The following is a 26,429-nucleotide window of genomic DNA, read 5'->3' on the forward strand; positions in this document are numbered from 1 at the left end:
GTAAGTAGATTATAAATGATTTGGGTTATAAGGCGACAATTATTTGTATCGTTTGACAGTTATTTGTAATTTTAACAATTATAGTCCTGAAAAATTAAAATGCAAGTTTTTTAGAATAATAAATTCGCTATATATATGTATGCATTTTGATTGAGAAAACTTTTTAATTAACATTATGTTAATGATTATTGTAAATGAATGATTTCTACTTCTTCTATTGATTTTACAGTAAATTTACAACTTTTAACTTTAATTACAAAAAACACTTAAATATGTGTGGATTTAGAGATGTCGCGATTTATTTCTTTTTTCTTTGTAGGAAAGTCGTATTTTTTACGCTTTTTTAACTTAACTAAATCAAATTTTGTTGTTTTTCTAAAAAAGGATATTTATGGAAGATCAATTTTATTGCATTTAGTCTCTTTCGATGCAAATTATGCTATATTGCCTGCCACTTTTTTATCCACTTTCTATATATTGCTGTAAAGTCGTGCAAAGTGCGGTCGGAAATGGCAATGGATTTGGGGGGAGCAACATGGGTAAGATGATTATTGACTTACAAATCGCCAGCGCAGATGAACGTGGCTTGCCGACGGCGGCACAAATTGAGCAATGGGCAACGGCAGCAGTGCAACCGCAAAGTGATGAAGTGGAAATGACCGTGCGCATTGTGGACGAGATGGAAAGCCACGCATTAAATCTCAATTATCGTGGCAAAGATCGCCCCACCAATGTGCTGTCTTTCCCTTTTGAATGCCCTGATGAAGTGGCGCTGCCGTTATTGGGCGATTTGGTGATTTGTCGTCAAGTGGTGGAGCGCGAAGCTCAAGAGCAAGAGAAACCGCTCATGGCGCATTGGGCACACATGGTGGTGCACGGCAGTTTGCATTTACTCGGTTATGATCATATTGAAGATGACGAAGCGGAGGAGATGGAAAGCTTGGAAACGCAAATTATGATAGGGCTTGGCTTTGTCGATCCGTACCTGAGCGAGAAGTAAGAAAAAAGTCGGAAAGCGTAAAACTATTTCGGAAAAACAGGGTCAAACGGGCATTCTTGCTTCAGTCGCCATTAAAAGCCATATATGGTTACACGTAATTCAGACTTTTAGGGTTGCTGCAGCGGGACAATGATTAATCTATTTTCAACCTGAAGGAATATCATGTTAAAAAAATACTTACTTATTTTACCGATTTCTATTTTAACCGCCTGTGCCGGTTATTATCCTTATCCGCAATTTGAACCCGGTTATCCGGTCCCTTCCGTGCAGCATAATGACGATGAAGAAAATGCCGTTTTCAGCACCCGCCGCACGTATGAACCGAAATATCAGGATCCGAGATACAAAATTTCCACGGAAGACATGGAAAAATTCATTTTAGCCAAAAATAACTTGGAATATTGTTTGCTGCCGGAATTGGGCAAGCAATCGGACGAACGTGTTACCGCCCTTGAAAAACGCTTATTAAAAGATATGATCAATGACGAGTTGGCGAAGATTGTGGGCAAACCTTCGGCGCGCACGATTTTTGACGATCAGTCTTCTTACGATTATTTTCAATTTAAGTATCAACAACTCAATCACGGTGTGAATAACATTCGTGAATTTGAATGCCGCGATTTGAAACGGCATTTTCGCGATCGCCTCAACGAACGTAAACGCCGGCAAGGCTTGGCGGGTGACAGTCGTTCCGTTGAAAGCCAAATGCAGAAGCAACGACAAACGATAGACGATGCGTTTCGCCGTTTTCACACGCAACGAGAATCTATTGAACGCCAAATTCGTGGCGAAAGCGAACCGCTCTATAAAAGCAATAAAAATATTAATGTAGATTGGACGGATCCGTATTCACGGGGTTGGTAAACTATGGCGCGGCAGTTAATTCTTCTCATTGGTGACGATGCCACGTTAGCGCACCAATGGGAACATTTTCCTGCCCTGAAAAGTGCGGTATGGATTGGCGGCGTTTCACCGCGCTTTTCTGCTCAGCCTCACTTCCCTTTTAGCAAAAGTAAAAATCTGCTCGGCAGCGAATTCCCCGCGCTTATTTATGATGGGCGTCAGGGCATTCATTTAGATGCTTTCGCCATTGCCGCTGGTGCGCTGTCGGGAGGCGGCACATTGTTGCTGTTATTCAATGAGTGGCAGGATTTGGCGGTGCAACCCGACGGCGACAGTTTGCGTTGGAGCGGTGAAAAACACCCGATAAACACACCGCACTTTACTGCTTTTCTGCAAGAAAAAATCCAAAAATACGGCTTTCCCATTTATCAATATCTGCCGCCCGCGCTCGTCTTTCCTAAGATTGAAACGTCGCTTTCAGAACCACACAAACCGACCTTGGAACAAGCCCATTTATTGCGGCAAATGGCGACATCCGGTGCAGAGATGTTAATCGTTACGGCAAAGCGTGGGCGGGGCAAATCCGCTTTGGCGGGCTTATTCGCCAAGCAGCAATTAGCGGCAAATCAGCTTGTTCTACTGATGGCACCGAACAAAAGTGCGGTCAATATTTTCAATGAATTTGCCGATGCGGAAATCCCGTTTATGCCGCCCGATGAACTGCGCCGAAAGATTGGTGAAAATCCGCAGCAATTTGCGGATTTATGGTTGTTTGTGGATGAAGCGGCGATGATCCCGTTGGATACGCTGTTTGCTTTAACTGCCGCCTTTAAACGCATTGTGCTGACCACGACCATTCACAGCTACGAAGGCACGAGCAGGGGCTTCCTGTTAAAATTCATGGCGAAAACCGACCGCACTTTTCGGCATTTTGAATTGTTCAGCCCGCTACGTTGGCAGGCGGATGATAAACTGGAGCGCTTTATTGACGAATTGCTGTTGTGCGATTGCGAAGATCATCTGCCGCAACCGCGTTACGACGCCAACCTTGCCGAACAGATGCAGATTTCTTACGAAGAACAGATTCCGCTTCATCAAATCGAATCGGTTTATGGCTTGCTGACCTTGGCGCATTACCGCACCTCGCCGTTAGATTTACGTCGATTATTGGATGCGCCGCGACAACAATTTTATCTTGCACAGACGGAGGAAGCTCTGCTGGGCTGTGTGTGGGCGGTGCCTGAGGGCGGATTTAAGGATGACGCATTAATTCGTCAAATTCGACGCGGACAACGTCGCCCGCGCGGCAATTTGGTGGTGCAAATGTTGTGTTTTCAGGCGGGATTGGAACAGGCGTGCAAATTGCGCTCATTACGCATTTCCCGTATCGCCGTACAGCCTAACTGGCAACAGCGGGGACTAGGGTGGCGTTTAATTGAACAGGTTAAACAACAACGTGCGGTAGATTTTCTTTCCGTCAGTTTTGGTTACACCCCCGAATTGCTCGCGTTTTGGCAAAAGTGCGGTTTTATTTTGGTGCATTTCAGCGAAAGCAAAGATGCGGGCAGCGGCTGTTATTCCGTGGTGGCATTGTGTCCGCTAACGGAGAACGGGCGGGCGTTGGTGCAACGGGCGGAACAACAATTTAAACGCAATTTGCCCCTTTCATTGCACCCGCTGGCGACACAATTTGCCGGAAGCGAAACGGATTGGTCGCTCAATGAAGCCGACCGGCAAGGTTTGGCGGATTTTGCCGATTTCTTCCTGCCGTTGGCGTTTGCCTTGCCCGCTATTCGGCGCTTGATGAAAGTAAGCGGGGAACAGGATTTTCCTTTATTGGCAGCCTATTGCAAACGTCCTGACGACATTCAACATAAAAAAACGTGGCTGGCAAATTGTCGGTTGGAAGTGAAGAAAGGGTTGCAAAAAAATTTCGCTTTCTTATGATAACAATCCAAAATAAAACGGCATCGACTAAGGAGGCAAATATGACAGAAGAAGCTAAAAAAGGTTGGTTAAAACGCGCTTGGGATGCCTATTCCGATTTCTGCAAAGAAGCTGGTGTGGATCAAGGCACTTGCCGGGGCTGCGTGCCGGTGGTGAAGTTTGATGAAGATCCCAAACCGAAAGAAAAAACGGCGGAGAAGAAAGAAACGCCCTAAGCGGGGATACTCGGGGCAATTCCTTGCCCTAGGTAGAATTACTGTCTTTTTATACAGATCTTTATTGGAAATCCCCCCTGTTTGCGCTAAACTAACGGCAATTTTTTTCTTACACTTTTGTTGTTTTATGCAAACTCAATTTTTTCATCTCGATATTCCTACCCAAGCGAATGATCATAAAATTTTAGCCAATGTGCTGCCCGGTGCGGATAGCCTCGCCATTAGCGAAATTGCCGCGCAATTTGACGGTTTAACCGTCGTCGTGACCAATGACACCCGAAGTGCGGTGCGTTTGGAGAAAGAATTGAAGCAACCGGCGCCCGCCGCATTATCGCAAAATGTAACTTTTTTCCCCGATTGGGAAACCCTGCCCTATGATAGTTTTTCGCCTCATCAGGATATTATTTCCGCGCGCCTGAGTGCGTTGTTTCATTTGCAACAGCGTAAACAAGGCATTTTCATTTTGCCTGTCGCCACCTTAATGCAACGGGTTTGTCCGCCGTCTTATTTGCAGCATAACGTATCGCTGATTAACAAAGGCGATCGTTTTGTGATCGAGTCCCTTCGCCTGCAATTGGAAAAAGCGGGTTATCGTGCGGTGGAACAGGTGTTGGAACATGGTGAATATGCGGTACGCGGTGCGTTGTTGGATTTGTTCCCGATGGGAAGTGCAGTGCCTTTTCGCCTAGATTTTTTTGATGATGAAATTGATTCCATTCGTACTTTTGATGTGGACACCCAGCGCACGTTGCAGGAAATCGACCAAATCAATTTATTGCCGGCACATGAATTTCCGACGGATAGCGCGGGCATTGAATTTTTCCGCAGCCAATTTCGGGCGGAATTCGGGGTAATTCGGCGGGATCCGGAACATATTTATCAACAGGTCAGCAAAGGCACGTTGGTGGCGGGCATTGAGTATTGGCAGCCGCTGTTTTTTGAACAAATGGCAACCTTATTCGATTATTTCCCGGCAAATACGCTGTTTATTACCGGCGAGCAAAATCAAATTCAAGGCGAACGTTTTTACACCGATGCGCAACAACGGTTTGAAAGCCGCCGCGTGGATCCTATGCGCCCGCTGTTATCACCCGATAAACTTTGGCTGCGCATTGATGAAGTCAATCGTCATTTGAAGCAATATCCGGCTATCGCGCTGAAAGCGGAAAAAGTGCGGTCGTCTGCACGGCAGAAAAATTTAGCGATTGCGTCGCTGCCACCGTTGACCATTCAATCCCAGCAAAAAGAACCCTTGCAGCAACTGCGCCAATTTATTGAGCAATTTAAAGGCAATATGTTATTTATCGTGGAAACGGAAGGGCGCCGCGAAACCTTGCTGAGCCTGCTTGCGCCGTTAAAACTCAAACCTAAACAAATTCCTACTTTAGTCCAGGCGGAAGAACAAAAATTTGCGTTAATGGTCAGCCCGTTGGAGCATGGCTTTATCATTGAACAAGGTACGCCGCTCGCCATTATTTGTGAAACGGAATTGCTGGGCGAACGCGTACAGCAACGGCAACGGGACAAATCCCGCACGGTGAATCCCGACACCTTGATTCGTAACCTGGCGGAACTGCAAATCGGTCAGCCCGTGGTACATTTGGATCATGGCGTAGGGCGCTACGGCGGTTTGGTGACGCTGGAAAACGGCGGTGTGAAAGCGGAATATTTATTGCTTAATTATGCTAACGACTCCAAATTGTATGTGCCGGTGGCGTCCTTGCATTTGATCAGCCGCTATGTGGGCGGTTCCGATGAAATGGCGCCGTTGCACAAATTAGGCTCTGAAGCCTGGGGCAAAGCACGTAGCAAAGCCGCCGAAAAAATCCGCGATGTGGCGGCAGAATTGCTGGGCGTATATGCTCAACGGGAAGCGCAAAAAGGCTTTGCTTTTCAATATGATCGTGAAGAATTTCAACAATTCACCGCGACGTTCCCTTTTGAGGAAACCCACGATCAGCTGATGGCGATTAATGCGGTGATTTCCGACATGACCCAACCGAAAGCTATGGACCGCCTGGTGTGCGGCGATGTGGGATTCGGCAAAACGGAAGTGGCAATGCGCGCGGCGTTTTTGGCGGTGATGAATCACAAACAGGTCGCCGTCTTGGTGCCGACGACATTGTTGGCGCAACAACAGTTTGATAATTTTAAAGACCGTTTCGCCAACCTGCCGGTGAACGTGGAAATGCTGTCCCGTTTTAAAACCGCCAAAGAACAAAAACAGGTGATTCAGGATTTAGCCGATGGCAAAGTGGATATTCTGATCGGCACCCATAAAATCATTCAGGGTGATGTGCAATTTCACGATCTTGGCTTATTGATTATTGACGAAGAACACCGTTTCGGCGTGCGGCAGAAAGAAAAGATGAAACAACTTCGCGCCAACGTTGATATTCTAACACTGACCGCGACGCCGATTCCGCGCACCTTAAACATGGCGATGAACGGCATTCGCGATCTTTCCATTATTTCCACGCCGCCGGCACGCCGTTTAGCCATTAAGACGTTCGTGCGCCAAACGGACGATTTGGTGATTCGCGAGGCGATTTTGCGTGAAATTTTGCGTGGCGGGCAGGTGTATTATTTACATAACGATGTGGCGAGCATTGAAAATACGGCGGAAAAACTGACCGCACTTGTGCCGGAAGCACGCGTTACAGTAGGGCACGGGCAAATGCGCGAGCGGGAGCTGGAGCGCGTGATGTCGGATTTTTATCATCAGCGTTATAACGTGTTGGTGTGTTCTACCATTATTGAAACCGGGATTGACGTGCCGACTGCCAATACCATTATTATTGAACGCGCCGATAATTTTGGTTTGGCACAGTTACACCAGCTCCGCGGACGGGTAGGGCGTTCCCACCATCAAGCCTATGCCTATTTGCTCACCCCGCCGCCGAAACTGATGACCAAAGACGCGCAAAAACGCCTGGAAGCCTTGGAAAGCCTGGATAATCTCGGGGCGGGCTTCATTTTGGCAACCCATGATTTGGAAATCCGCGGTGCCGGTGAATTACTGGGCAACGAGCAAAGCGGGCAAATTGAAAGCATCGGTTTTTCCCTTTATATGGAATTGCTGGAACGCGCCGTGAAAGCCTTAAAAGAAGGGCGTGAGCCGTCGTTGGACGAGCTGACCCAGCAACAAACGGAAATTGATTTACGCGTGCCGTCCCTGTTGCCGGAGGATTATTTGGGCGATGTGAATATGCGCCTGTCTTTCTACAAACGCATTGCCGGCGCGGAAAATACGGACACGTTGGACGAATTAAAAGTGGAGCTTATCGACCGCTTCGGCGTGCTTCCGCAAGCCACCCGCAACTTATTGCAAATCGCCCAATTGCGTCTGGATTTAAAACCGCTCAACGTTATTCGGTTGGATGCCAACGCACAGGGCGGTTTCATTGAGTTCGCCCCGAACGCCGATGTAGACCCGATGATCTTTTTGCAGCTTATTCAACGCAGTCCCGCCGTCTATCGCTTTGACGGCCCGCACAAATTCCGCTTTAGCAAAGACTTAACGGACAATAAAGTGCGGTTAGAATTTGTGGCGGATTTGGTGCGGGAGTTGACTAACCCCGATAATTTCCGTGGATAATGAATTTCTTGGGTATTGAGCGATACGCTGTTTTTGCATACAATCTATCGACTTTTCACGTTAAAGAAAAACTCAAAAGGAGAACCCGATGTATTTCGATCAAATCAAAGCCGAGCTTACCGAAGCGGCGGAGGTATTAAACAAATTTTTATCTGATGACAACAACATTAAATTGATTCAACAGGCGGCATTGTTGATTTCCGACAGCTTTAAACAAGGCGGTAAAGTGTTGTCTTGCGGTAATGGCGGTTCGCACTGTGATGCCATGCACTTTGCGGAAGAATTAACCGGTCGCTACCGTGAAAATCGTCCCGGTTATCCGGCAATCGCTATTTCCGATGTCAGCCATTTGAGCTGCGTAAGTAACGATTTCGGTTACGATTATGTATTTTCCCGTTATGTGGAAGCCGTGGGGCAAAAAGGCGACGTGTTGTTCGGTTTATCCACGTCCGGCAATTCCAAAAACGTGCTGAATGCCATTGAAGCGGCAAAAGCCAAAGGCATGAAAGTGATTGCCATGACCGGCAAAGACGGCGGCAAAATGGCGGGGCTTGCCGATGTGGAAATTCGCGTACCGCATTTCCGTTATGCGGATCGTATTCAGGAAATCCATATTAAAGTCATTCATATTTTGATGATGTTAATTGAATTCGAAATGGCGAAAGCGGAATAAAAGTGCGGTCGTTTTAAGAAACGTTTTTAAAATCCCAAAATGAGTTGGGATTTTTTATAAGTTTTATTTGCATAATTATTCATTAAATACTAATATATTTTCAATTTTAACGATGACTAAATGTAGAGAAGTAACAAACAATGACAATTAGGGTTGAGAATTTGAATTTTTTTTATGGCGCGAACCAAGCCTTGTTTGATATTAACTTAACTGCCGATGATGGCGATGTGCTGGTGTTGCTGGGGCCGAGCGGAGCGGGAAAAAGTACCTTAATTCGTACCCTGAACCTGTTGGAAGTGCCGCAATCCGGTAAATTGAGCATTGCCAATAATCAGTTTGATTTATCTTCCGGTAACGACCCGAAACAGCTTCGCCAATTGCGTCGTGATGTGGGCATGGTGTTTCAGCAATACAATTTGTGGCCGCACATGACGGTGATGCAAAATTTAATTGAAGCACCGATGAAAATTCTGGCTGTCAGCGAAACGGAAGCCAAGCAGCAAGCCTTGGAATTATTACAACGTTTGCGTTTGGATGAATTTGCCGATCGTTTCCCGTTGCATTTGTCCGGCGGTCAGCAACAGCGTGTGGCGATTGCCCGCGCGTTAATGATGAAACCGCAAGTGTTGTTGTTCGATGAGCCGACGGCGGCGCTGGATCCGGAAATTACCGCACAGATCGTTTCCATTATTGAAGAATTGCAACAAACGGGAATCACGCAGGTCATCGTTACCCACGAAGTGAATGTGGCGAAAAAAGTGGCGACCAAAGTGGTGTATATGGAACAGGGACATATCATTGAAATCGGTGATAAAAGCTGCTTTGAACAGCCGCATACGGAACAATTTAAACAATATCTATCACACAACATTTAATATTGAGTAGGAGAAATATCATGAAAAAATTACTGTTAAGCGCCCTTTTATTCGGTTCTGCGCTCGCCGCTAACGCCCAGGATTTAACCTTCGCCATGGAGCCGAGCTACCCGCCGTTTGAATCTACTAACGAGAAAGGCGAGATTATCGGTTTTGACGTAGATATTGCGAACGCCATTTGTAAAGAAATTCAAGCCACCTGTCATTTTAAAGGCGAGGCATTTGATTCGTTAATTACCAATTTAAGATCAAAACGTTTTGATGCGGCAATTTCCGCCATGGATATTACCGAAGCGCGCGCCAAACAAGTGCTATTCTCCGATCCTTATTATGACAGCACCGCAAGCTATGTAGCGCTGAAAGGCAAAGCCACATTGGACAGCGCGAAGAATGTCGGCGTGCAAAACGGCACGACTTTCCAACAATATACCGTTGCCGAAACCAAGCAATATGCGTCGAAATCTTACGCCAGCCTGCAAGATGCGATTTTGGACTTAAAAAACGGACGTATTGATATTATCTTCGGTGATACCGCCGTGCTTGCGGACATGATTTCCAAAGAACCGGAAATTCAATTTGTCGGTGATAAAGTAACCAACAAAAAATATTTCGGTAACGGTTTGGGCATCGCCATGAACAAAGCCAACAAAGAATTGGCAGAAAGTCTCAATAAAGGCTTGGCGGCAATTAAAGCCAACGGCGAGTATCAAAAAATCTATGATAAATGGATGACCAAATAATCTTATGTTTTCCGATTATTTTTCTTTAATGTTTACCGCAGCCCTGATGACCTTGGGGCTTGCGGTTTGTTCGTTAGTGCTTGGGCTGATTTTGGGTATGCTGTTCGCCGTGCTGGAAGCAAACCGCTTTGTGGGCAAACCGATGGCGGTGTTTGTCGCCTTATTGCGCGGCTTGCCGGAAATTCTGGTAGTGTTGTTGGTGTATTTCGGTTCTAGCGAAGTGGTGGAGATGATCACCGGCGATTACATCGAATTCGGTGCATTTGGTTGCGGTGTGTTTGCGCTTTCCCTCATTTTCGCGGCGTATGCCTCACAAACCTTGCGCGGCGCCATTCAAGCAATCGCCAAAGGGCAATGGGAATCCGGCGCGGCACTGGGCTTGAGCAAGGGATACACTTTCATTCATATCGTGATGCCGCAAGTATGGCGTCACGCGCTGCCGGGCTTGAGTAATCAATGGCTGGTGTTGCTGAAAGACACGGCGCTGATTTCTTTAATTGGGGTGGATGATTTAATGCGTCAGGCACAGCTGATTAACACCAATACCCATCAACCTTTTACTTGGTATGGCATTGCCGCGTTGATTTATCTATTGGTAACTTTGGTAAGCCAAGTGGGCATCCGTAAATTAGAACTGCGTTTTACCCGCTTTGAAAGGGGCGTGTAATCATGTTTCAGGAATATTTAAGCGTTATTGCACAGGGCATTCCCACCAGTTTGTTATTAACCGTCGTTTCATTGGCGATTGCGTTTTTCCTGGCGCTGTTGCTGACCGTTTTGCTTTCTATGGGCAATAAAGCGGTTAAAAGTGCGGTCAATTTATACCTTACTTTATTTACCGGCACGCCGTTATTGGTGCAATTCTTTTTGATCTATGCGGGACCGGGGCAATTTCAGTGGATCGTCAACAGCCCGTTGTGGTCGGTGCTATCTAATGCGTGGTTTTGCGCGGCGTTGGCATTGGCGTTAAATAGTGCGGCATATTCCACCCAATTATTCCACGGCGCCGTAAAAGCCATTCCGAAAGGGCAATGGGAAAGTTGTGCGGCGCTCGGATTAAGCCGTTTACAAACGTTGAAAATCCTGATTCCGTATGCGTTAAAACGCGCGTTGCCTTCTTATTCTAACGAAATTATTCTGGTGTTTAAAGGCACGGCGTTGGTGTCCACCATTACCATCATGGATATTATGGGTTACGCCCGCCAGCTTTATGGCACGGAATACGATGCGCTCACGATTTATGGCATTGCCGGCGGCATTTATCTGATTATCACCGGTATTGCAACACTCTTGTTGCGCAGACTGGAAAACAAAGTGCTTGCCTTTGACCGCTTGGCTATGAAAAGCGTCTAAAAAGTGCGGTGATTTTCCCAAGCGTTTTTAAAGTAGGTTAAACCTTACAAGAGAACCTGAATAAAGGGCGTGCGAAGATTTAGAATAATGATAAATGCCCGAGAATTTATGCTAAATGGGTAGTGAAGTCGGTATCGAAAAGCGGGCGGAATGTCGCCCTTTTTTATTTACTATTAGTTATCCGGCAGACTACAATCAGCACCAATTAAGATTGTCCTAAAATTAAGTGGAATTTCATGTTTTCAGGGTAGGGGTATAACATGATTTCTGTGGCAGAATCCGTTTTGGTAAAAAGTATAACCCGGCGATTTTTGTTTAAAACATGAGAAATTTATACTGCACTTTTTCGTTCAGCATGAAAATGTGATTAACATCACATTTTGTGAAGATATTTTGAAGCGAAGGATCATAGTTTATTTACTTAATAGTAACCGCGCCCTAAAATAGCGCCGCTTGCTCGGTTTCGAGTTTAAATTAACCCGAACCGATGATTTCTCTGATTCATTAAATTCACTGTTCTCTTCTCCGTAGGATGCTTATATGTTGTGGTTTTTCTTCTGTGTTTTAATGTTGATTTTAGGGTATTTTATTTATGGCAAAGTCGTCGAAAAGATTTTTGCCATTAATCCTAAACGTCGCTTACGAACTCACTGATGGCGTGGATTACATGCCAATGTCTAAAACCAAAATTTGGTTAATCCAATTACTCAATATTGCCGGTACCGGTCCGATTTTTGGTCCGATTCTGGGAGCGTTATACGGACCGGTGGCAATGTTGTGGATTGTGCTCGGTTGTATTTTTGCCGGTGCGGTGCACGATTATTTCTGCGGCATGTTAAGTATTCGTCACGGTGGTGCAACCATGCCTTATTTGGCAGGCAAATTTTTAGGTCGTCCCGTTAAAGTTTTCATTAATCTTTTAGCGCTGATTCTTCTTTTACTAGTCGGGGTGGTATTTGTGGCAAGTCCTGCGCAATTAATGGGTACCATCACGATGGATATTTTCGGCGTATCACAAGGTGCTTTGCAACTAGGCGATGCTGAGGCGCTACATCATTCCGTTGAAGCCGGTGGTATTCAAGTATGGGGCATGGATAAAGCAACAGTAGTTTCTGTTTGGACACTCGCTATTTTTGCTTACTATATCCTTGCTACCTTATTACCAATTGATAAAATTATCGGCCGAATTTATCCGCTCTTCGGTGCGTTATTACTCTTCATGTCTGTGGGTATGGTGTATGGTTTAGTCTCTGCACATTTCAGTGCCGCGGATCCAATTGAATTCTTCCGCACGGTGAACGCAGACGGTCAAGGTTTAACTTGGGATAAATTTACACAAAACTTCCAAGTAAAAGGTGATGTACCGATTTGGCCGCTCTTGTTCTTAACCATTTCCTGTGGTGCGCTGTCCGGTTTCCATGCCACTCAAACTCCGTTAATGGCGCGTTGTGCAGAAAATGAAAAAGAAGGTCGCTTTATTTTCTATGGTGCGATGATTACGGAAGGTATTATTGCTTTAGTCTGGTGTACGGTCGGTCTTGCGTTCTATGAGAATCCACAAGCGTTACAAGACGCGATCACTGCAGGTTCACCGTCTAAAGTGGTATATGATAGTTCATTACATTTCTTAGGTTTTGTAGGGGGGATTTTTGCTGTGTTAGGTGTAGTGGTATTACCAATTACATCCGGCGATACCGCCTTCCGTGCAGCACGTTTACAATTGGCGGAAATCTTCCATATTGATCAACGTGTACTTTCCAAACGTTTATTGATTGCACTTCCATTGTTTGCGTTAGGTTATGTTGTCTCTACCATTGACTTCAGCGTATTATGGCGCTATTTCACTTGGGCAAACCAAATGACCGCAATGGTGATGTTGTGGACAGCGGCAGCTTATTTGTATCGCTACCATAAATTCCACTGGGTGGCTTCAATTCCGGCATGGTTTATCACTACCGTTTGTGCGACCTACCTGTACTACAACAAGATCGGTTTTAACTTAGATTATCAGTTGTCTGTTTATTTAGGTTTCGCAACCACCATCGTATGCGTCGTATTGTTTTTCGTATTGGTTAAACGTTCGGGTGAACCGGATCCTGATGCGTTAGAGGATAACTTCGCAAAACAATAAAAATTTCTACCGCACTTTTGGCGGTAAACAGGAAAGCAACACCCTGCTAATGAAAATTGGCAGGGTGTTTTTTATATCTGTGATTTCAGCTTAAAAAGATCCTGGCTTAAAAAACTTTACGCAGAAGATCCTGAAACAGCTTGCAACTTGAGCAAACAAATAATAAACTTAGCGGAAAGTGGTAGAAAGTGGTTTTTTGTGGAGAATTTTGGAAGAAAATCCCAAATTCTGACCATCCAAACGGAAAAAAGGAATAAATTCATGTTTCGTGGAGCTTCGGCGGTTAATTTAGATGCGAAGGGTAGAATTTCTATCCCGACCCGCTATCGCGCCGAACTTTTGGAACAAAATCAAGGGCAAATGGTTTGTACGGTGGATATTCGTCAACCTTGTTTATTGCTTTATCCATTGCAGGAATGGGAAATTATTGAACAAAAACTACTCGAACTTTCCAATTTTGATCCTGTACAACGCAGTTTGCAACGGGTGATGTTGGGCTATGCCACCGAGTGTGAGTTGGATAGTGCAGGGCGGATTTTAATTAGCGGTCCACTGCGCCAACACGCCAAATTAGAAAAATCCATCATGCTGGTCGGGCAATTAAATAAATTTGAAATCTGGAGTGATGCGGAATGGCAAGCCCAGGTGGAACAAGACATGGCATTAGGTGCAACGGATACTTTTGCATTATCGGAAAAATTAAAAACGCTGTCATTATAAGAGGCAAACTCACAGAACAGCGGCACTAGCAAAAGATAAGCGGCGGTGACGCCGCTCTATCTTCTCTTTATTTTACATTGTAATTTTTATGTACCATTGGTAATGGATTATGACGCATTTAAATACGTTTTCTTCAACTGAGCATTTGACGGTTTTATTGCATGAAACCGTGGACGGCTTGGCGTTGAAAAAAAACGGCATTTACATTGATGGTACGTTTGGACGTGGTGGACACTCCCGTTTAATCCTTTCCCAATTATTGGCTAACGGCAAATTGATTGCCATCGATCGCGATCCGCAGGCGGTAGCTGAAGCACAAAAAATTCAAGATCCGCGTTTTCATATTGAACACAATACCTTCTCGGAAATTCTGCCGATTTGTGAAAAACTCGGTTTAGTCGGCAAGGTTGATGGCATTTTGCTTGATCTTGGCGTGTCTTCACCGCAATTGGACGATGCAGAACGCGGTTTCAGTTTTATGAAAGACGGTCCGTTAGATATGCGTATGGACAGTTCAAAAGGCATATCTGCCGCCGAATGGCTTGCGCAGGTTTCCGAGCAGGATTTGGCATGGGTATTAAAAACCTTCGGTGAGGAGCGTTTTGCCAAGCGTATCGCCAAAGCCATCGTCGATTACAACAAAAGTGCGGTGCAAAATGGCGGTGAATTTTTAGCACGCACCTTGCAACTTGCCGAACTCATTGCACAGGCAGTGCCGTTTAAAGATAAACACAAACATCCGGCGACCCGCAGCTTTCAGGCAATTCGGATTTATATTAATGCCGAGTTGGATGAATTGGAAAATGTATTGCAGTCTGCATTAAGCGTGTTAGCCCCGCAAGGGCGTTTATCCGTGATCAGTTTCCATTCGCTGGAAGATCGTATGGTAAAGCAATTTATGCGCAAACAAAGCCAAGGCGAAGTCATTCCGAAAGGGCTTCCGTTACGCGAAGATCAAATTCAGCGTAATCAGAGGTTAAAAGTGATCGGCAAAGCGATTATGCCGAGTGAAGCTGAGATTGCACAAAACCCAAGAGCCAGAAGTGCCGTATTACGCGTTGCGGAGAGAATAAACTGATGTTGGAAAATAACGATAGATACCCGCTGCAAGACATTATTATGGAAGACTTATTCACGTCGAATAAGTTTGTTCTTATCTTGTTATTTTTGATTGTCATTACTGCGCTCGGCACAGTGTGGATTACCCATCAAACCCGGAGTCTGGTGACGGAAAAAGGCGATTTGGTTCTTCAGCACCAAGCATTAGAAAACGAATTTTTAAATTTAAAATTGGAAGAGGCGACACAAAGCGATAACACTCGAATTGAAGCGATTGCCAAACAATTAGGCATGCAGCGTGCAACACCCGAACAAGAAGTTGTTATTCTTGAGTAAAGTTGAAGGTGATGAAAATGATGAAATTTAATAAATCGGTAAGACCTTTAAAACCAAAGAAAACGACAAAAACTTCTTCTAAAAGCGGTTCTGCGGTAAAACCGAATAAACCGAAACAGGTCTATGAAAGAAGTTTCCTGAAAGGTCGTTATTTCTCCGCACTAAGTTTTATTGTGGTGGGGTTAACCGCACTTATCGCTCAAGCGGCTTATATTCAAATTGTGAATGCCGATCCATTGGTTAACGAGGCGGATAAGCGCTCCTTGCGCAAACAGGAAGTACAGTTCGTGCGCGGTTCAATTTTAGATCGTAACGGTCAGCTGCTTTCCGTTAGCGTACCGATGTATTCCGTGGTTGCCGATCCAAAATTCATTTTTGATGAAAACTCGCTGAAGGATAAAGAACGTTGGCAAAAACTGGCGGAAGCTTTGAGTATTTCATACAGCAATTTACTTAAACGGGTGGAAAAAGATCCGAAATCCCGCTTTGTGTATTTATCCCGTCAGATTTCCCCGACACTGGCAAGCTATGTTAAAGATTTAAAAATTACCGGCATTGTGTTGAGGCCAGAGTCTCGCCGTTTTTATCCCCGTGTGGAAGAAACTGCACATTTAATCGGTTATACCAACATTGACGGTGCAGGTATTGAAGGTATCGAGAAAAGTTTTGATTCCATGTTGATCGGCAAGTCCGGTTTGCGTACTTATCGTAAAGATAAACTCGGCAACATCGTGGAAAATATTGCTGATGTGAAGAAATATGATGCGCAAGACGTGACTTTAAGTATCGACGAAAAATTACAATCCATGGTGTACCGTGAAATTAAGAAAGCGGTGGCAGAAAATAAAGCGGAATCGGGCACCGCCGTGTTGGTGGATGTGCGGACCGGTGAGGTGTTGGCGATGGCGAATGCACCGTCTTATAACCCGAATAACCGTACCGGTCTGAAATCCGAATTGACACGAAATCGTGCGATTACCGATACTTTTGAACCGGGTTCCACAGTAAAACCGTTCGTCGTTTTGACCGCACTTCAACGTGGCGCAGTGCGTCGTGATGAAGTGATTAATACCGGTCCGTTAGTCTTAAACGGTCATGCAGTCAAAGATGTGGCTCCTCGCGATAAATTAACTTTAGAGGGTATTTTGGAAAACTCCAGTAACCGTGGTGTGAGCCGTTTGGCGTTGCGTATGCCGCCGAATGCGTTGATGGAAACCTATCAAAATGCGGGATTAGGTAAAGCCACGGATTTAGGTTTAATCGGTGAACAATCCGGTTTATTGAATGCGCATCGTGCCCGTTGGTCGGATATTGAGCGTGCCAATGTGGCTTATGGTTATGGAATCAATGCTACGCCTTTACAAATTGCACGTGCCTATATGACGTTAGGCAGTTTTGGGGTTTATCGCCCGTTATCTATTACTAAAGTGGATCCACCGGTGGTGGGTAATCGTGTGTTCTCCGAAAAAATCACCCGTGAAGTGGTTAACATGATGGAAAAAGTGGCGATTAAAAACGGTCGTGCCATGGTGGACGGTTATCGTGTCGGTGTGAAAACCGGTACGGCGAAAAAATTGGAAAACGGTCGTTATGTAGATAAATATGTGGCATACACCGCAGGTATCGCACCGATTTCCGACCCACGTTATGCCTTGGTGGTTTTGATTAACGATCCAAAAGCAGGTCAATACTACGGTGGTGCAGTATCTGCGCCGTTGTTTTCCAGCATTATGGGTTACGCATTACGCGCCAACAACATTGCGCCGGACGGTTTGGGGCAGGAAAAAACGGTAAAACGCACTGTGCGTTTGAGTGATAAAAAAGCGAGCGGCGTAAACTAAATTGATGAGAAAAAACAATGCACCGATTAACCGCACTTTTAGGGATTGATATTGCCGGAGAGATCAATCTTACCGAAATGACATTAGACAGCCGTACTGCAAAGGCCGGCTGTCTTTTTATTGCCGTTAAAGGGCACCAAACCGACGGTCGCCAATATATTCCGCAAGCCATACAGAACGGCGCAAGTGCGGTCATTTTTGAAGCCGATTCTGCGCCGCAACATCTTCAGGTGCATTACGAACAGGGGATTCCTCTCATTGCCTTTTATCGGCTAAGCGAAAATTTATCCCGTCTTGCCGATGTGTTCTATCAATATCCTTCCAAGCATTTGACCTTAGTGGGTGTGACAGGTACCAACGGCAAGACCACTACCGCGCAATTACTGGCGCAATGGACGCAACTGTTAGGGCGCACCAGCGCCGTGATGGGCACCATCGGTAACGGTTTATTCGGTCAGGTGAAAGAAGCCGCGAATACCACCGGTTCTGCCGTCGAAATTCAAGCCTCGCTGGCGGATTTTGTCGCAAAAGGCGCAGACTTTGCGGCGATTGAAGTGTCTTCCCATGGTTTAGTGCAGCACCGCGTAGAATCCGTGCATTTCAGCGCGGCGGTGTTTACCAATTTAAGCCACGATCATTTGGATTACCATCACACCATGGAAAATTACGCCGCGGCAAAAAAACGCCTGTTTACCGAACTGGATAGTCGTCATCAGATTATTGACGCGGATGATCCCGTCGGTGCGGCGTGGTTGGCGGAAATGTCTCATGCCGTGGCGGTCAGTGCCAAGGCGGATTTTCTCCCGCAACAAGCCAACTGGCTGAAAGCCGTTGCTGTGCGTTTTAATCACAAAGGCGCAACAATTCAATTTGAATCCTCCTGGGGCAACGGCGAATTACAAAGCTCGCTTATCGGCGCGTTTAACGTCAGCAATTTACTGTTGGTGACCGCAACCTTGCTAACGCTCGGTTACCCCCTATCTGATCTCATTAACAGCGTACATAAATTAACCGGCGTATGTGGTCGTATGGAAATGCTGCACGTCCCACAAAAACCGACGGTGATTGTGGATTATGCACATACGCCCGACGCATTGGAAAAAGCCTTACAGGCGGCGCGACTACATTGCCATGGACAACTTTGGTGTATTTTCGGTTGTGGTGGCGATCGTGACAGCGGTAAACGTCCGCTGATGGCGAAAATTGCCGAACAGTTGGCGGATCATGTCATTGCCACCGACGACAATCCACGCACGGAAGAACCGACGAAAATCATGGCGGATATTTTAACCGGTTTTGTCCATCCGCAACGCGTACAAGTCATTCATCAGCGTGAACAAGCCATTGCTACCGCGATTAAAAGTGCGGTGGAAAATGACGTTATTTTAATTGCCGGTAAAGGTCATGAAGACTATCAAATCATTGGCAAAACCAAACATCATTTTTCAGATCAGGAAGTCGCTGGTAACTATTTATCTCAATAGAAACAACATGATTACATTATCTCTTTCACAAATTGCCTCCATTTTAGGGGCGGAGCTCATGGGCGATGGTACGGTTACCGTCGAAAGCGTGAGTACGGACAGCCGTCAGGCAGTGAGCAACGGGTTGTTTTTTGCGCTTAAAGGCGAAAATTTTGACGCGCACCATTATGTTGCCAAAGCCGCCGAACAGGGTTGTGTGGCGGCGGTGGTTGAACATCCGACGGAAGGCAATATCGCCCAACTTATCGTTAAAGACAGTCGCCTTGCCTTAGGGCAGCTTGCCAAATGGCTGCGTGAAAAAATCAACCCGAAAGTGGTGGCGATGACGGGATCTTCCGGTAAAACCACGGTGAAAGAGATGGTTGCTTCCATTTTGCAACAAAGTGCGGTGGATTCTGACGACGTTTTATTTACTCAAGGCAATTTTAACAACGACATCGGCGTGCCGCTCACTTTGTTACGTTTAACGGAACGGCATAAATTCGCGGTAATCGAACTTGGCGCCAATCATATCGGTGAAATCGCCTACACCACCGCCTTGGCGCAACCCGATGTGGCGCTGGTCAATAATGTCATGGCGGCACATTTGGAAGGGTTTGGTTCCCTTGACGGCGTGGCGACGGCAAAAGGCGAAATTTTTCGCGGCTTGACGGAACAGGGCGTCGCTATTATTAATCTGGCACATAATTATCAGCAAAAATGGCAGGCGGATATTGGTCGGCACGCCGTGCAATATTTTGCTTATGATAACCCGCAGGCGGATTTTTACGCCGAACAAATCCATTTCTCCGAACAAGGCGCGTCTTTCTTGCTTCACACGCCACAAGGCAGCGTACAAATCAATTCCCCGTATTTGGGCGAGCATAATGTTTCCAATGCGTTGGCGGCAACGGCGTTGGCAATGAACGTGGGCGCCACCACGGCACAGGTGAAAAAAGGATTGGAAACGCCGTCTTTGGTGAAAGGGCGTTTGTTCCCGATTCAACCTTGCGAAAATCTCTTATTGCTGGACGACACATACAACGCTAATGTGGGTTCCATGAAGTCAGCAATTTCCGTGTTAGAAAAATATCCTGCTTTTCGCGTCTTTGTTGTTGGTGATATGGGCGAATTAGGCGATAATGCGCAACTTTGCCATCAAGAGGTGGGTGAGTTTGCGCATGCCGCCAAGATAGACTTGGTGCTTTCTTTCGGGTGTTCCAGTGGCGTTATCAGTGCGGTCAATTCCGGACGCCATTTTACCGATAAAACGGAACTTGTAACTTATTTAACACCGATTATTCAACAACAATTAGCGCAACAAAAAGTCGTTGTTTTGGTGAAAGGATCACGCAGCATGAAAATGGAAGAAGTGATCGATTTATTAAAAGGTAATTTTTTATGTTAGTTTGGATTGCTGAGTTTTTAACCAAATATTATTCGAGTTTCCACGTTATTTCTTACATCACCGTGCGTGCTATTTTAGCCTTATTGACTGCGCTTTTAGTGTCTTTATGGATTGGTCCGAAAGTCATTCGTCGCTTACAAATGTTAAAATTCGGTCAGGTTGTGCGTAACGACGGGCCGGAAAGTCATTTTGCCAAAAAAGGCACACCGACCATGGGCGGTGTGATGATTTTATTCGCCATCGGCGTGAGTACCTTACTTTGGGCAGATTTGCGTAATCCGTACATTTGGTTCAGTTTATTCGTGTTATTCGGTTATGGCGCGGTCGGTTTTGTGGACGATTACCGCAAAATTACCCGCAAAAGTACCGACGGGCTAATTGCCCGCTGGAAATATTTTTGGCTTTCCGTGGTCGCTTTAGTGGCGATTTTCGGGATGTACGCCATGGGCAAGGATACCGATGCCACCCGTTTGGTGGTGCCGTTTTTTAAAGAATTTATGCCGCAACTCGGTGTCTTTTATATCGTGCTGTCTTATTTCGTTATCGTCGGCTCCAGCAACGCGGTGAACTTTACCGACGGCTTGGACGGCTTGGCAATTATGCCAACAGTGCTGGTGGCAGGTGCATTTGCTTTAGTAGCATGGGCGACGGGGAACATCAATTTCGCCGAATATTTACACATTCCGTACATTAAATTTAGCGCGGAATTAGTGGTGTTCTGTACCGCTATCGTCGGTGCGGGTTTAGGTTTCTTGTGGTTCAATACCTATCCTGCACAGGTGTTTATGGGCGATGTGGGCTCATTGGCATTAGGTGGCGCGCTGGGCGTGATTGCCGTGTTAGTGCGTCAGGAATTTTTATTATTAATTATGGGCGGCGTGTTCGTGATGGAAACCCTGTCCGTCATTTTACAAGTGGGCTCCTACAAACTGCGGAATAAACAACGTATTTTCCTGATGGCGCCGATTCATCACCATTTCGAGAAAAAAGGCTGGCCGGAGCCGCGCGTGATTGTACGTTTCTGGGTCATTTCCCTGATGCTCGTGTTAATCGGTTTGGTGACGTTAAAACTGCGTTAAACGGTCATTTTTGAGAGAGAATTTCAATGCAATATCAAGATAAAAAAGTCACGGTGATCGGGTTGGGCAAAACAGGCTTATCCTGTGTGGATTTTCTGCGTGCCAAACAGGCGGATGTGCGCGTCATTGATACGCGCCAACATCCTGCGGGCGCCGAGTTGCTTGATAAAGCGGTTCCTTTGCATACGGGCAGTTTAAATCAGCAATGGCTGTTGGAAAGCGATCTGATTGTTATCAGCCCGGGGCTGACAGTAAAAACACCTGAAATTCAGACCGCACTTCAAGCGGGCGTCGAGGTGGTGGGCGACATCGAATTATTCTGTCGCGAGGCGGATAAACCGATTGTGGCAATTACCGGTTCCAACGGTAAAAGCACCGTCACCACATTAGTGGCGGAAATGGCGAAAGCAGCCGGTTTAAGCGTGGGTATGGGCGGCAATATCGGCATCCCCGCGCTTTCCTTGTTAAATCAACAACATGATTTGTATGTGCTGGAACTGTCCAGCTTCCAACTGGAAACCACCTATTCCCTTAAAGCTACAGCGGCGACGGTGTTAAACGTGACCGAAGATCACATGAACCGCTATGTGGATTTGCAGGATTATCGTCAGGCGAAATTAAGCATTTACGACAACTGCCAAACGGCGGTGATTAATGCGGAAGACCCTTTGACTTTGCCAACTTCTCAACAACCGCAAAAGCAGGTTTCTTTTGGTGAAAGCAATGCGGATTATCGATTAAAAACCGAAAATAACAAAACCTACTTAATGGCGCACGATGAAACGGTTTTAGCCTGCGATGAAATGAAATTAAGCGGTCGTCATAATTACATGAACGCGTTGGCTGCTATTGCGTTGGCGCAGGCGGCTGGCATAAATTTAACCGGAATTCGGACCGCACTTCGTGAGTTCGGCGGTTTGGATCATCGCTTTCAAGTGGCGCACATCGCCGACGGAGTGCGCTGGATTAACGATTCCAAAGCCACTAATGTGGGCAGCACCGTTGCCGCGTTAACCGGTTTACAGATAGCGGGCAAATTGCATTTATTACTCGGCGGCGACGGCAAAGGCGCGGATTTCTCCGAATTAGCCCGCTTAATTAATCAACCGCACATTTATTGTTATTGTTTTGGTCGCGACGGCGAACAATTAGCCGCGCTTTCTTCCCAAAACCAATTATTTGACACCATGGAACACGCCATTGCGGCGATTCGTCCGCAGTTGCAGACAGGCGACATGGTGCTGTTATCACCGGCTTGCGCCAGTTTGGATCAATTCAGTTGTTTTGAAGCGCGCGGCGACGAATTTACGCGCCTGGCACGCTTAAGTTAAAGACGGGTTGAAACATGGGATTTTGGGATAAGTTCAAAGAAAGCAGTCAAAACGCCACCACGGTGGCGCCGACCAATTTGTTATACGACCGCGCGTTGTTGTGGTTGTATTTGGTGTTGTTGCTCATCGGTTTATTAGCGGTGTCTTCCGCGTCCATTCCGGTGGGGACCCGCTTGTATAATGACGCTTTTTATTTTGCCAAACGCGATATTATTTACATCATTTTGTCCTGTTTCACCTGTTACATCACCTTACAAATTTCCATGGAAAAATGGCAAAAATGGCATGCCAGATTATTTTGGGTTGCGATTATTTTGCTTGTTCTTGTGATGATTCCGGGTATCGGGCGCGAAGTTAACGGTGCGCGCCGTTGGATTCCTATGGGGTTATTTAATTTTCAGCCGGCGGAATTCGCCAAATTGGCATTGACCTGCTTCCTCGCCAGTTATTTCACCCGCCGTTATGATGAAGTGCGCAGTCGCAAACTGAGTGCGTTTAAACCCTTTGTGGTGATGGGCATCATGGGTTGTTTTCTGATTGTACAACCTGATTTGGGAAGTACCGTCGTCTTATTTATCATTACCTTCGGCTTATTGTTTATCGTCGGTGCCAACTTCTGGCAGTTCATCGGTTTAATCAGTATGGGCGTGTTCATGTTCGTGTGGTTAGTGCTTTCTTCCGCTTACCGGCTGAAGCGTATCATAGGTTTTATGGATCCCTTCAAAGACCCTTACGATACCGGTTTCCAATTATCCAATTCTTTAATGGCATTCGGACGCGGCGGTTTTTTCGGCGAGGGGTTAGGCAATTCCGTTCTGAAACTGGAATATTTGCCGGAAGCGCATACAGACTTCGTCATGGCGATTGTAGGCGAAGAATTCGGCTTCTTCGGTATTTTCGTGATTATTATTTTTCTTGGGTTGTTGGTTTTTCGTGCCATGAAAATCGGACGCGAATCTTTAATGTTAGAACAACGTTTTAAAGGTTTCTTAGCGTTTGGTATCAGTTTCTGGATTTTCTTCCAGGGCTTCGTCAACCTTGGCATGGCGCTCGGAATGTTGCCGACCAAAGGGTTGACATTTCCGCTCATCAGTTATGGCGGCTCCAGTATCATCATCATGTCCGTCACCATCGGTATGTTATTACGTATCGACCACGAGAATCGCCTCATGCGGGGTGGTCAGGCGCGATTACGGGATGACTAAAGTGCGGTCGTTTTTTTCAGTGTTTTTTAGAGAAGAGATATGGGTAAAAAATTATTAGTGATGGCAGGCGGAACGGGCGGACATGTTTTTCCTGCCATTGCCGTTGCACAAGAATTACAACAGCAAGGCTGGGAAATCCGCTGGCTGGGCACCAAAGACCGAATGGAAGCCCAATTGGTTCCGAAACACGGCATTCCCATCGAATTTATCCAAATTTCAGGTTTACGCGGCAAAGGCATCAAGAGTTTATTATTGGCGCCTTTTGCCATTTTGCGCGCGGTATGTCAGGCGCGTAACATCATCAAACAATATCAGCCTAACGCGGTGCTGGGTATGGGCGGCTATGTGTCCGGTCCGGGCGGTCTTGCGGCGAAACTTTGCGGCGTGCCGGTGGTGTTACATGAACAAAATGCCATTGCAGGGTTGACCAACAGTTGGTTGTCAAAAATTGCCACCCGCGTGCTACAAGCGTTCCCGAATGCATTCCCTCATGCGGAAGTGGTGGGTAATCCCGTGCGTCGCGATTTGTTCCAAACGGAAACGCCGGAACCGCGTTTTGCCGCGCGTGATAAAACGTTGCGTATTTTAGTGGTCGGCGGTAGCCAAGGTGCGCGCGTATTGAACCAAACCGTACCGCAGGTCGCGGCGAAACTTACCGCGCAGGGATTGGATATTCATGTGCGCCATCAAGTCGGTAAAGGCAATTTGGCGGGGATTGAAGCGGTTTATCAGGCAAATCACAACGGCGTTGCCACTGAATTTATTGACGACATGGCGAAAGCCTACGCGTGGGCGGATATTGTTATTTGCCGCTCAGGCGCGTTGACCGTATGCGAATTGGCGGCGGTCGGCACGCCAGCGATTTTCGTGCCGTTTCAACATAAAGATCGTCAGCAATTTCTGAATGCGACATATTTAGCGGACGCAGGCGCGGCGCTCATTATTGAACAGCCGGAATTTACCGAAGAACGTCTGTTGCGCGAACTAACCCCGTTATTGGCGGATCGTGAAAAATTATTAGCCATGGCGTTAAAGGCGAAAAAAATGGCGACACCGAAAGCGGCGAAACGGGTTGCCGAGGTGATTGAAGACGTAGCGAATTAAGCGAAAAGTGCGGTCGTTTTTCGCGGTGTTTTTACCTCCGACGACTCGCACGGGAGAAAAGGAAATAATCATGGACAATTATCATCAACAGATTAGAAACATCATTCCGGAAATGCGCCGAGTAAAACAAATTCATTTTATCGGTATCGGCGGTGCGGGGATGTGCGGTATCGCGGAAATTTTATTGAATGAAGGCTATTCGGTTGCCGGTTCAGATATTGCCGAAAGTGCGGTTACTCAGCGCTTAGCCAAAGCCGGGGCGAAAGTGTTTATCGGTCATCAAGCGGAGAATATTGCCGGTGCCAGTGTGGTGGTGATTTCCTCTGCCATTCACGGCGACAATCCGGAAGTGATAGAGGCAAAAGACGCTCGTATTCCGGTGATTCAGCGTGCGCAAATGCTGGCGGAGCTAATGCGCTTCCGCCATGGTATTGCCGTTGCCGGTACGCACGGTAAAACCACCACGACCGCGATGGTTTCCATGATTTATGCCGAAGCAGGATTGGATCCGACGTTCGTCAACGGCGGCTTGGTGAAATCTGCAGGCACCAATGCGCATTTAGGTTGTAGCCGTTATTTGATCGCCGAAGCGGATGAAAGTGACGCGTCTTTTTTGCATTTGCAACCGATGATTTCCATCGTGACGAATATTGAACCCGATCACATGGATACTTATCACGGCGATTTTGATGAAATGAAGCAAACGTATGTGAATTTTCTGCATAATTTGCCGTTTTATGGTTTGGCGGTGTTATGTGCCGATGATGCCGTGCTGATGGGGTTGGTGCCGCAGGTCGGGCGTCAGGTGATCACTTACGGTTTTAGTGAAAACGCTGATTATCGCATTGAAGATTATCAACAAACCGGTTTTCAGGGGCATTACACGGTGATTTGCCCGAACGGCGAACGTATTGATGTGTTGCTGAACGTGCCGGGACGTCACAACGCACTGAACGCCACTGCCGCCTTGGTGGTCGCCAAAGAAGAAGGCATTAAAAACGACGCCATTTTAGCCGCGCTGGCAGATTTCCAAGGCGCGGGACGTCGTTTCGATCAGTTGGGGCAATTTATCCGTCCGAACGGCAAAGTGATGTTGGTGGATGATTACGGTCATCACCCGACGGAAGTGGGCGTTACTATTCAAGCGGCGCGTCAAGGCTGGGAAAATAAACGCATTGTGATGATCTTCCAGCCGCACCGTTATTCCCGCACCCGCGATTTATTCGATGATTTCGTGCAGGTGTTATCTCAAGTGGATGTGTTGATTATGTTAGATGTGTATCCCGCAGGCGAAACGCCGATTGTAGGCGCGGACAGCAAAGCATTGTGTCGTTCTATTCGTAATCTGGGAAAAGTGGATCCGATTTTGGTTTCCGATACGGCGCAATTAGGTGGCGTGCTCGATCAGATTATTCAGGATGGGGATTTAATTTTGGCGCAAGGCGCCGGTAGCGTGAGTAAACTTTCACGTCAGTTGGTGGAATGTTGGACGAAAGAATAAGTGGATA

At 46.4% G+C, this 26,429-nt stretch carries 21 protein-coding genes and 1 pseudogene; all 22 read left to right on the top strand.

Translation table 11 applies throughout. From position 1 onward, the window contains the following. Nucleotides 1-535 precede the first annotated feature (535 nt). The 22 genes and pseudogenes from ybeY (at nucleotide 536) to murC (ending at nucleotide 26,422) form a co-directional block, all read left to right on the top strand. On the top strand, nucleotides 536-1,000 hold the full coding sequence (gene ybeY, locus DK423_RS08115; RefSeq protein ID WP_005557702.1) for an rRNA maturation RNase YbeY: 465 nt from the start codon (nucleotides 536-538) through the stop codon (nucleotides 998-1,000). Nucleotides 1,001-1,162: 162 nt separating this feature from the next. Next, complete coding sequence (locus DK423_RS08120; RefSeq protein WP_005557700.1) at nucleotides 1,163-1,864, top strand: DUF5358 family protein; 702 nt, start codon at nucleotides 1,163-1,165, stop codon at nucleotides 1,862-1,864. Nucleotides 1,865-1,867: 3 nt separating this feature from the next. Next, complete coding sequence (locus tag DK423_RS08125; protein ID WP_005557698.1) at nucleotides 1,868-3,790, top strand: GNAT family N-acetyltransferase; 1,923 nt, start codon at nucleotides 1,868-1,870, stop codon at nucleotides 3,788-3,790. A 41-nt stretch (nucleotides 3,791-3,831) separates the two neighbouring features. Further along, nucleotides 3,832-4,005: a DUF5363 domain-containing protein gene (locus DK423_RS11045; RefSeq protein WP_005557695.1), complete on the top strand. Its 174-nt coding sequence runs from the start codon at nucleotides 3,832-3,834 to the stop codon at nucleotides 4,003-4,005. Nucleotides 4,006-4,132: 127 nt separating this feature from the next. Next, complete coding sequence (gene mfd, locus DK423_RS08130; RefSeq protein WP_109043950.1) at nucleotides 4,133-7,603, top strand: transcription-repair coupling factor; 3,471 nt, start codon at nucleotides 4,133-4,135, stop codon at nucleotides 7,601-7,603. An 88-nt stretch (nucleotides 7,604-7,691) separates the two neighbouring features. After that, nucleotides 7,692-8,276, top strand: coding sequence for a D-sedoheptulose 7-phosphate isomerase (gene lpcA / locus DK423_RS08135; protein ID WP_005557691.1), 585 nt, complete (start codon nucleotides 7,692-7,694; stop codon nucleotides 8,274-8,276). Nucleotides 8,277-8,416: 140 nt separating this feature from the next. Beyond that, complete coding sequence (artP, locus tag DK423_RS08140) at nucleotides 8,417-9,151, top strand: arginine ABC transporter ATP-binding protein ArtP (RefSeq protein WP_032996698.1); 735 nt, start codon at nucleotides 8,417-8,419, stop codon at nucleotides 9,149-9,151. 20 nt (nucleotides 9,152-9,171) lie between these two features. Then, on the top strand, nucleotides 9,172-9,891 hold the full coding sequence (locus tag DK423_RS08145) for a lysine/arginine/ornithine ABC transporter substrate-binding protein (protein ID WP_005557686.1): 720 nt from the start codon (nucleotides 9,172-9,174) through the stop codon (nucleotides 9,889-9,891). 4 nt (nucleotides 9,892-9,895) lie between these two features. Next, nucleotides 9,896-10,558 carry an arginine ABC transporter permease ArtQ gene (gene artQ / locus DK423_RS08150; RefSeq protein WP_005546802.1) on the top strand — a complete coding sequence of 221 codons (663 nt, stop codon included), beginning with the start codon at nucleotides 9,896-9,898 and terminating at the stop codon, nucleotides 10,556-10,558. A 2-nt stretch (nucleotides 10,559-10,560) separates the two neighbouring features. Then, on the top strand, nucleotides 10,561-11,244 hold the full coding sequence (artM, locus tag DK423_RS08155; protein ID WP_005557684.1) for an arginine ABC transporter permease ArtM: 684 nt from the start codon (nucleotides 10,561-10,563) through the stop codon (nucleotides 11,242-11,244). A 540-nt stretch (nucleotides 11,245-11,784) separates the two neighbouring features. Beyond that, nucleotides 11,785-13,375, top strand: a pseudogene (locus tag DK423_RS08160) (carbon starvation CstA family protein). 261 nt (nucleotides 13,376-13,636) lie between these two features. Continuing rightward, on the top strand, nucleotides 13,637-14,095 hold the full coding sequence (gene mraZ, locus DK423_RS08165; protein WP_005577913.1) for a division/cell wall cluster transcriptional repressor MraZ: 459 nt from the start codon (nucleotides 13,637-13,639) through the stop codon (nucleotides 14,093-14,095). A 109-nt stretch (nucleotides 14,096-14,204) separates the two neighbouring features. Beyond that, nucleotides 14,205-15,173, top strand: a complete 969-nt coding sequence (rsmH, locus tag DK423_RS08170) for a 16S rRNA (cytosine(1402)-N(4))-methyltransferase RsmH (protein WP_005557677.1) — start codon at nucleotides 14,205-14,207, stop codon at nucleotides 15,171-15,173. Next, nucleotides 15,173-15,490: a cell division protein FtsL gene (gene ftsL, locus DK423_RS08175; RefSeq protein ID WP_005557675.1), complete on the top strand. Its 318-nt coding sequence runs from the start codon at nucleotides 15,173-15,175 to the stop codon at nucleotides 15,488-15,490. The genes rsmH and ftsL overlap by 1 nt, the downstream gene beginning before the upstream one ends. 17 nt (nucleotides 15,491-15,507) lie before the next feature. Then, on the top strand, nucleotides 15,508-17,331 hold the full coding sequence (ftsI, locus tag DK423_RS08180; RefSeq protein WP_109043952.1) for a peptidoglycan glycosyltransferase FtsI: 1,824 nt from the start codon (nucleotides 15,508-15,510) through the stop codon (nucleotides 17,329-17,331). Nucleotides 17,332-17,348: 17 nt separating this feature from the next. Continuing rightward, nucleotides 17,349-18,815: a UDP-N-acetylmuramoyl-L-alanyl-D-glutamate--2,6-diaminopimelate ligase gene (gene murE / locus DK423_RS08185; RefSeq protein WP_005557670.1), complete on the top strand. Its 1,467-nt coding sequence runs from the start codon at nucleotides 17,349-17,351 to the stop codon at nucleotides 18,813-18,815. 7 nt (nucleotides 18,816-18,822) lie between these two features. Beyond that, nucleotides 18,823-20,202, top strand: coding sequence for a UDP-N-acetylmuramoyl-tripeptide--D-alanyl-D-alanine ligase (gene murF, locus DK423_RS08190; protein ID WP_005557668.1), 1,380 nt, complete (start codon nucleotides 18,823-18,825; stop codon nucleotides 20,200-20,202). Then, a complete protein-coding gene (mraY, locus tag DK423_RS08195) occupies nucleotides 20,196-21,281 on the top strand; it encodes a phospho-N-acetylmuramoyl-pentapeptide-transferase (RefSeq protein WP_005557666.1) in 1,086 nt (361 codons plus the stop codon). Before murF ends, mraY begins: the two co-directional genes overlap by 7 nt. A 26-nt stretch (nucleotides 21,282-21,307) precedes the next feature. Beyond that, a complete protein-coding gene (gene murD / locus DK423_RS08200) occupies nucleotides 21,308-22,612 on the top strand; it encodes a UDP-N-acetylmuramoyl-L-alanine--D-glutamate ligase (protein ID WP_005557664.1) in 1,305 nt (434 codons plus the stop codon). Between the two features lie 14 nt (nucleotides 22,613-22,626). Further along, nucleotides 22,627-23,817, top strand: a complete 1,191-nt coding sequence (gene ftsW / locus DK423_RS08205; RefSeq protein WP_005557662.1) for a putative lipid II flippase FtsW — start codon at nucleotides 22,627-22,629, stop codon at nucleotides 23,815-23,817. Between the two features lie 39 nt (nucleotides 23,818-23,856). Beyond that, entirely contained in the window at nucleotides 23,857-24,921 is a 1,065-nt protein-coding gene (gene murG / locus DK423_RS08210; protein WP_005557659.1) for an undecaprenyldiphospho-muramoylpentapeptide beta-N-acetylglucosaminyltransferase, read from the top strand. Between the two features lie 70 nt (nucleotides 24,922-24,991). Next, a complete protein-coding gene (murC, locus tag DK423_RS08215; protein WP_061886882.1) occupies nucleotides 24,992-26,422 on the top strand; it encodes a UDP-N-acetylmuramate--L-alanine ligase in 1,431 nt (476 codons plus the stop codon). The last annotated feature ends 7 nt before the right edge of the window (nucleotides 26,423-26,429 follow it).

It is taken from the genome of Aggregatibacter actinomycetemcomitans, from assembly GCF_003130205.1.
Taxonomy (GTDB): Bacteria; Pseudomonadota; Gammaproteobacteria; order Enterobacterales; family Pasteurellaceae; genus Aggregatibacter; species Aggregatibacter actinomycetemcomitans_A.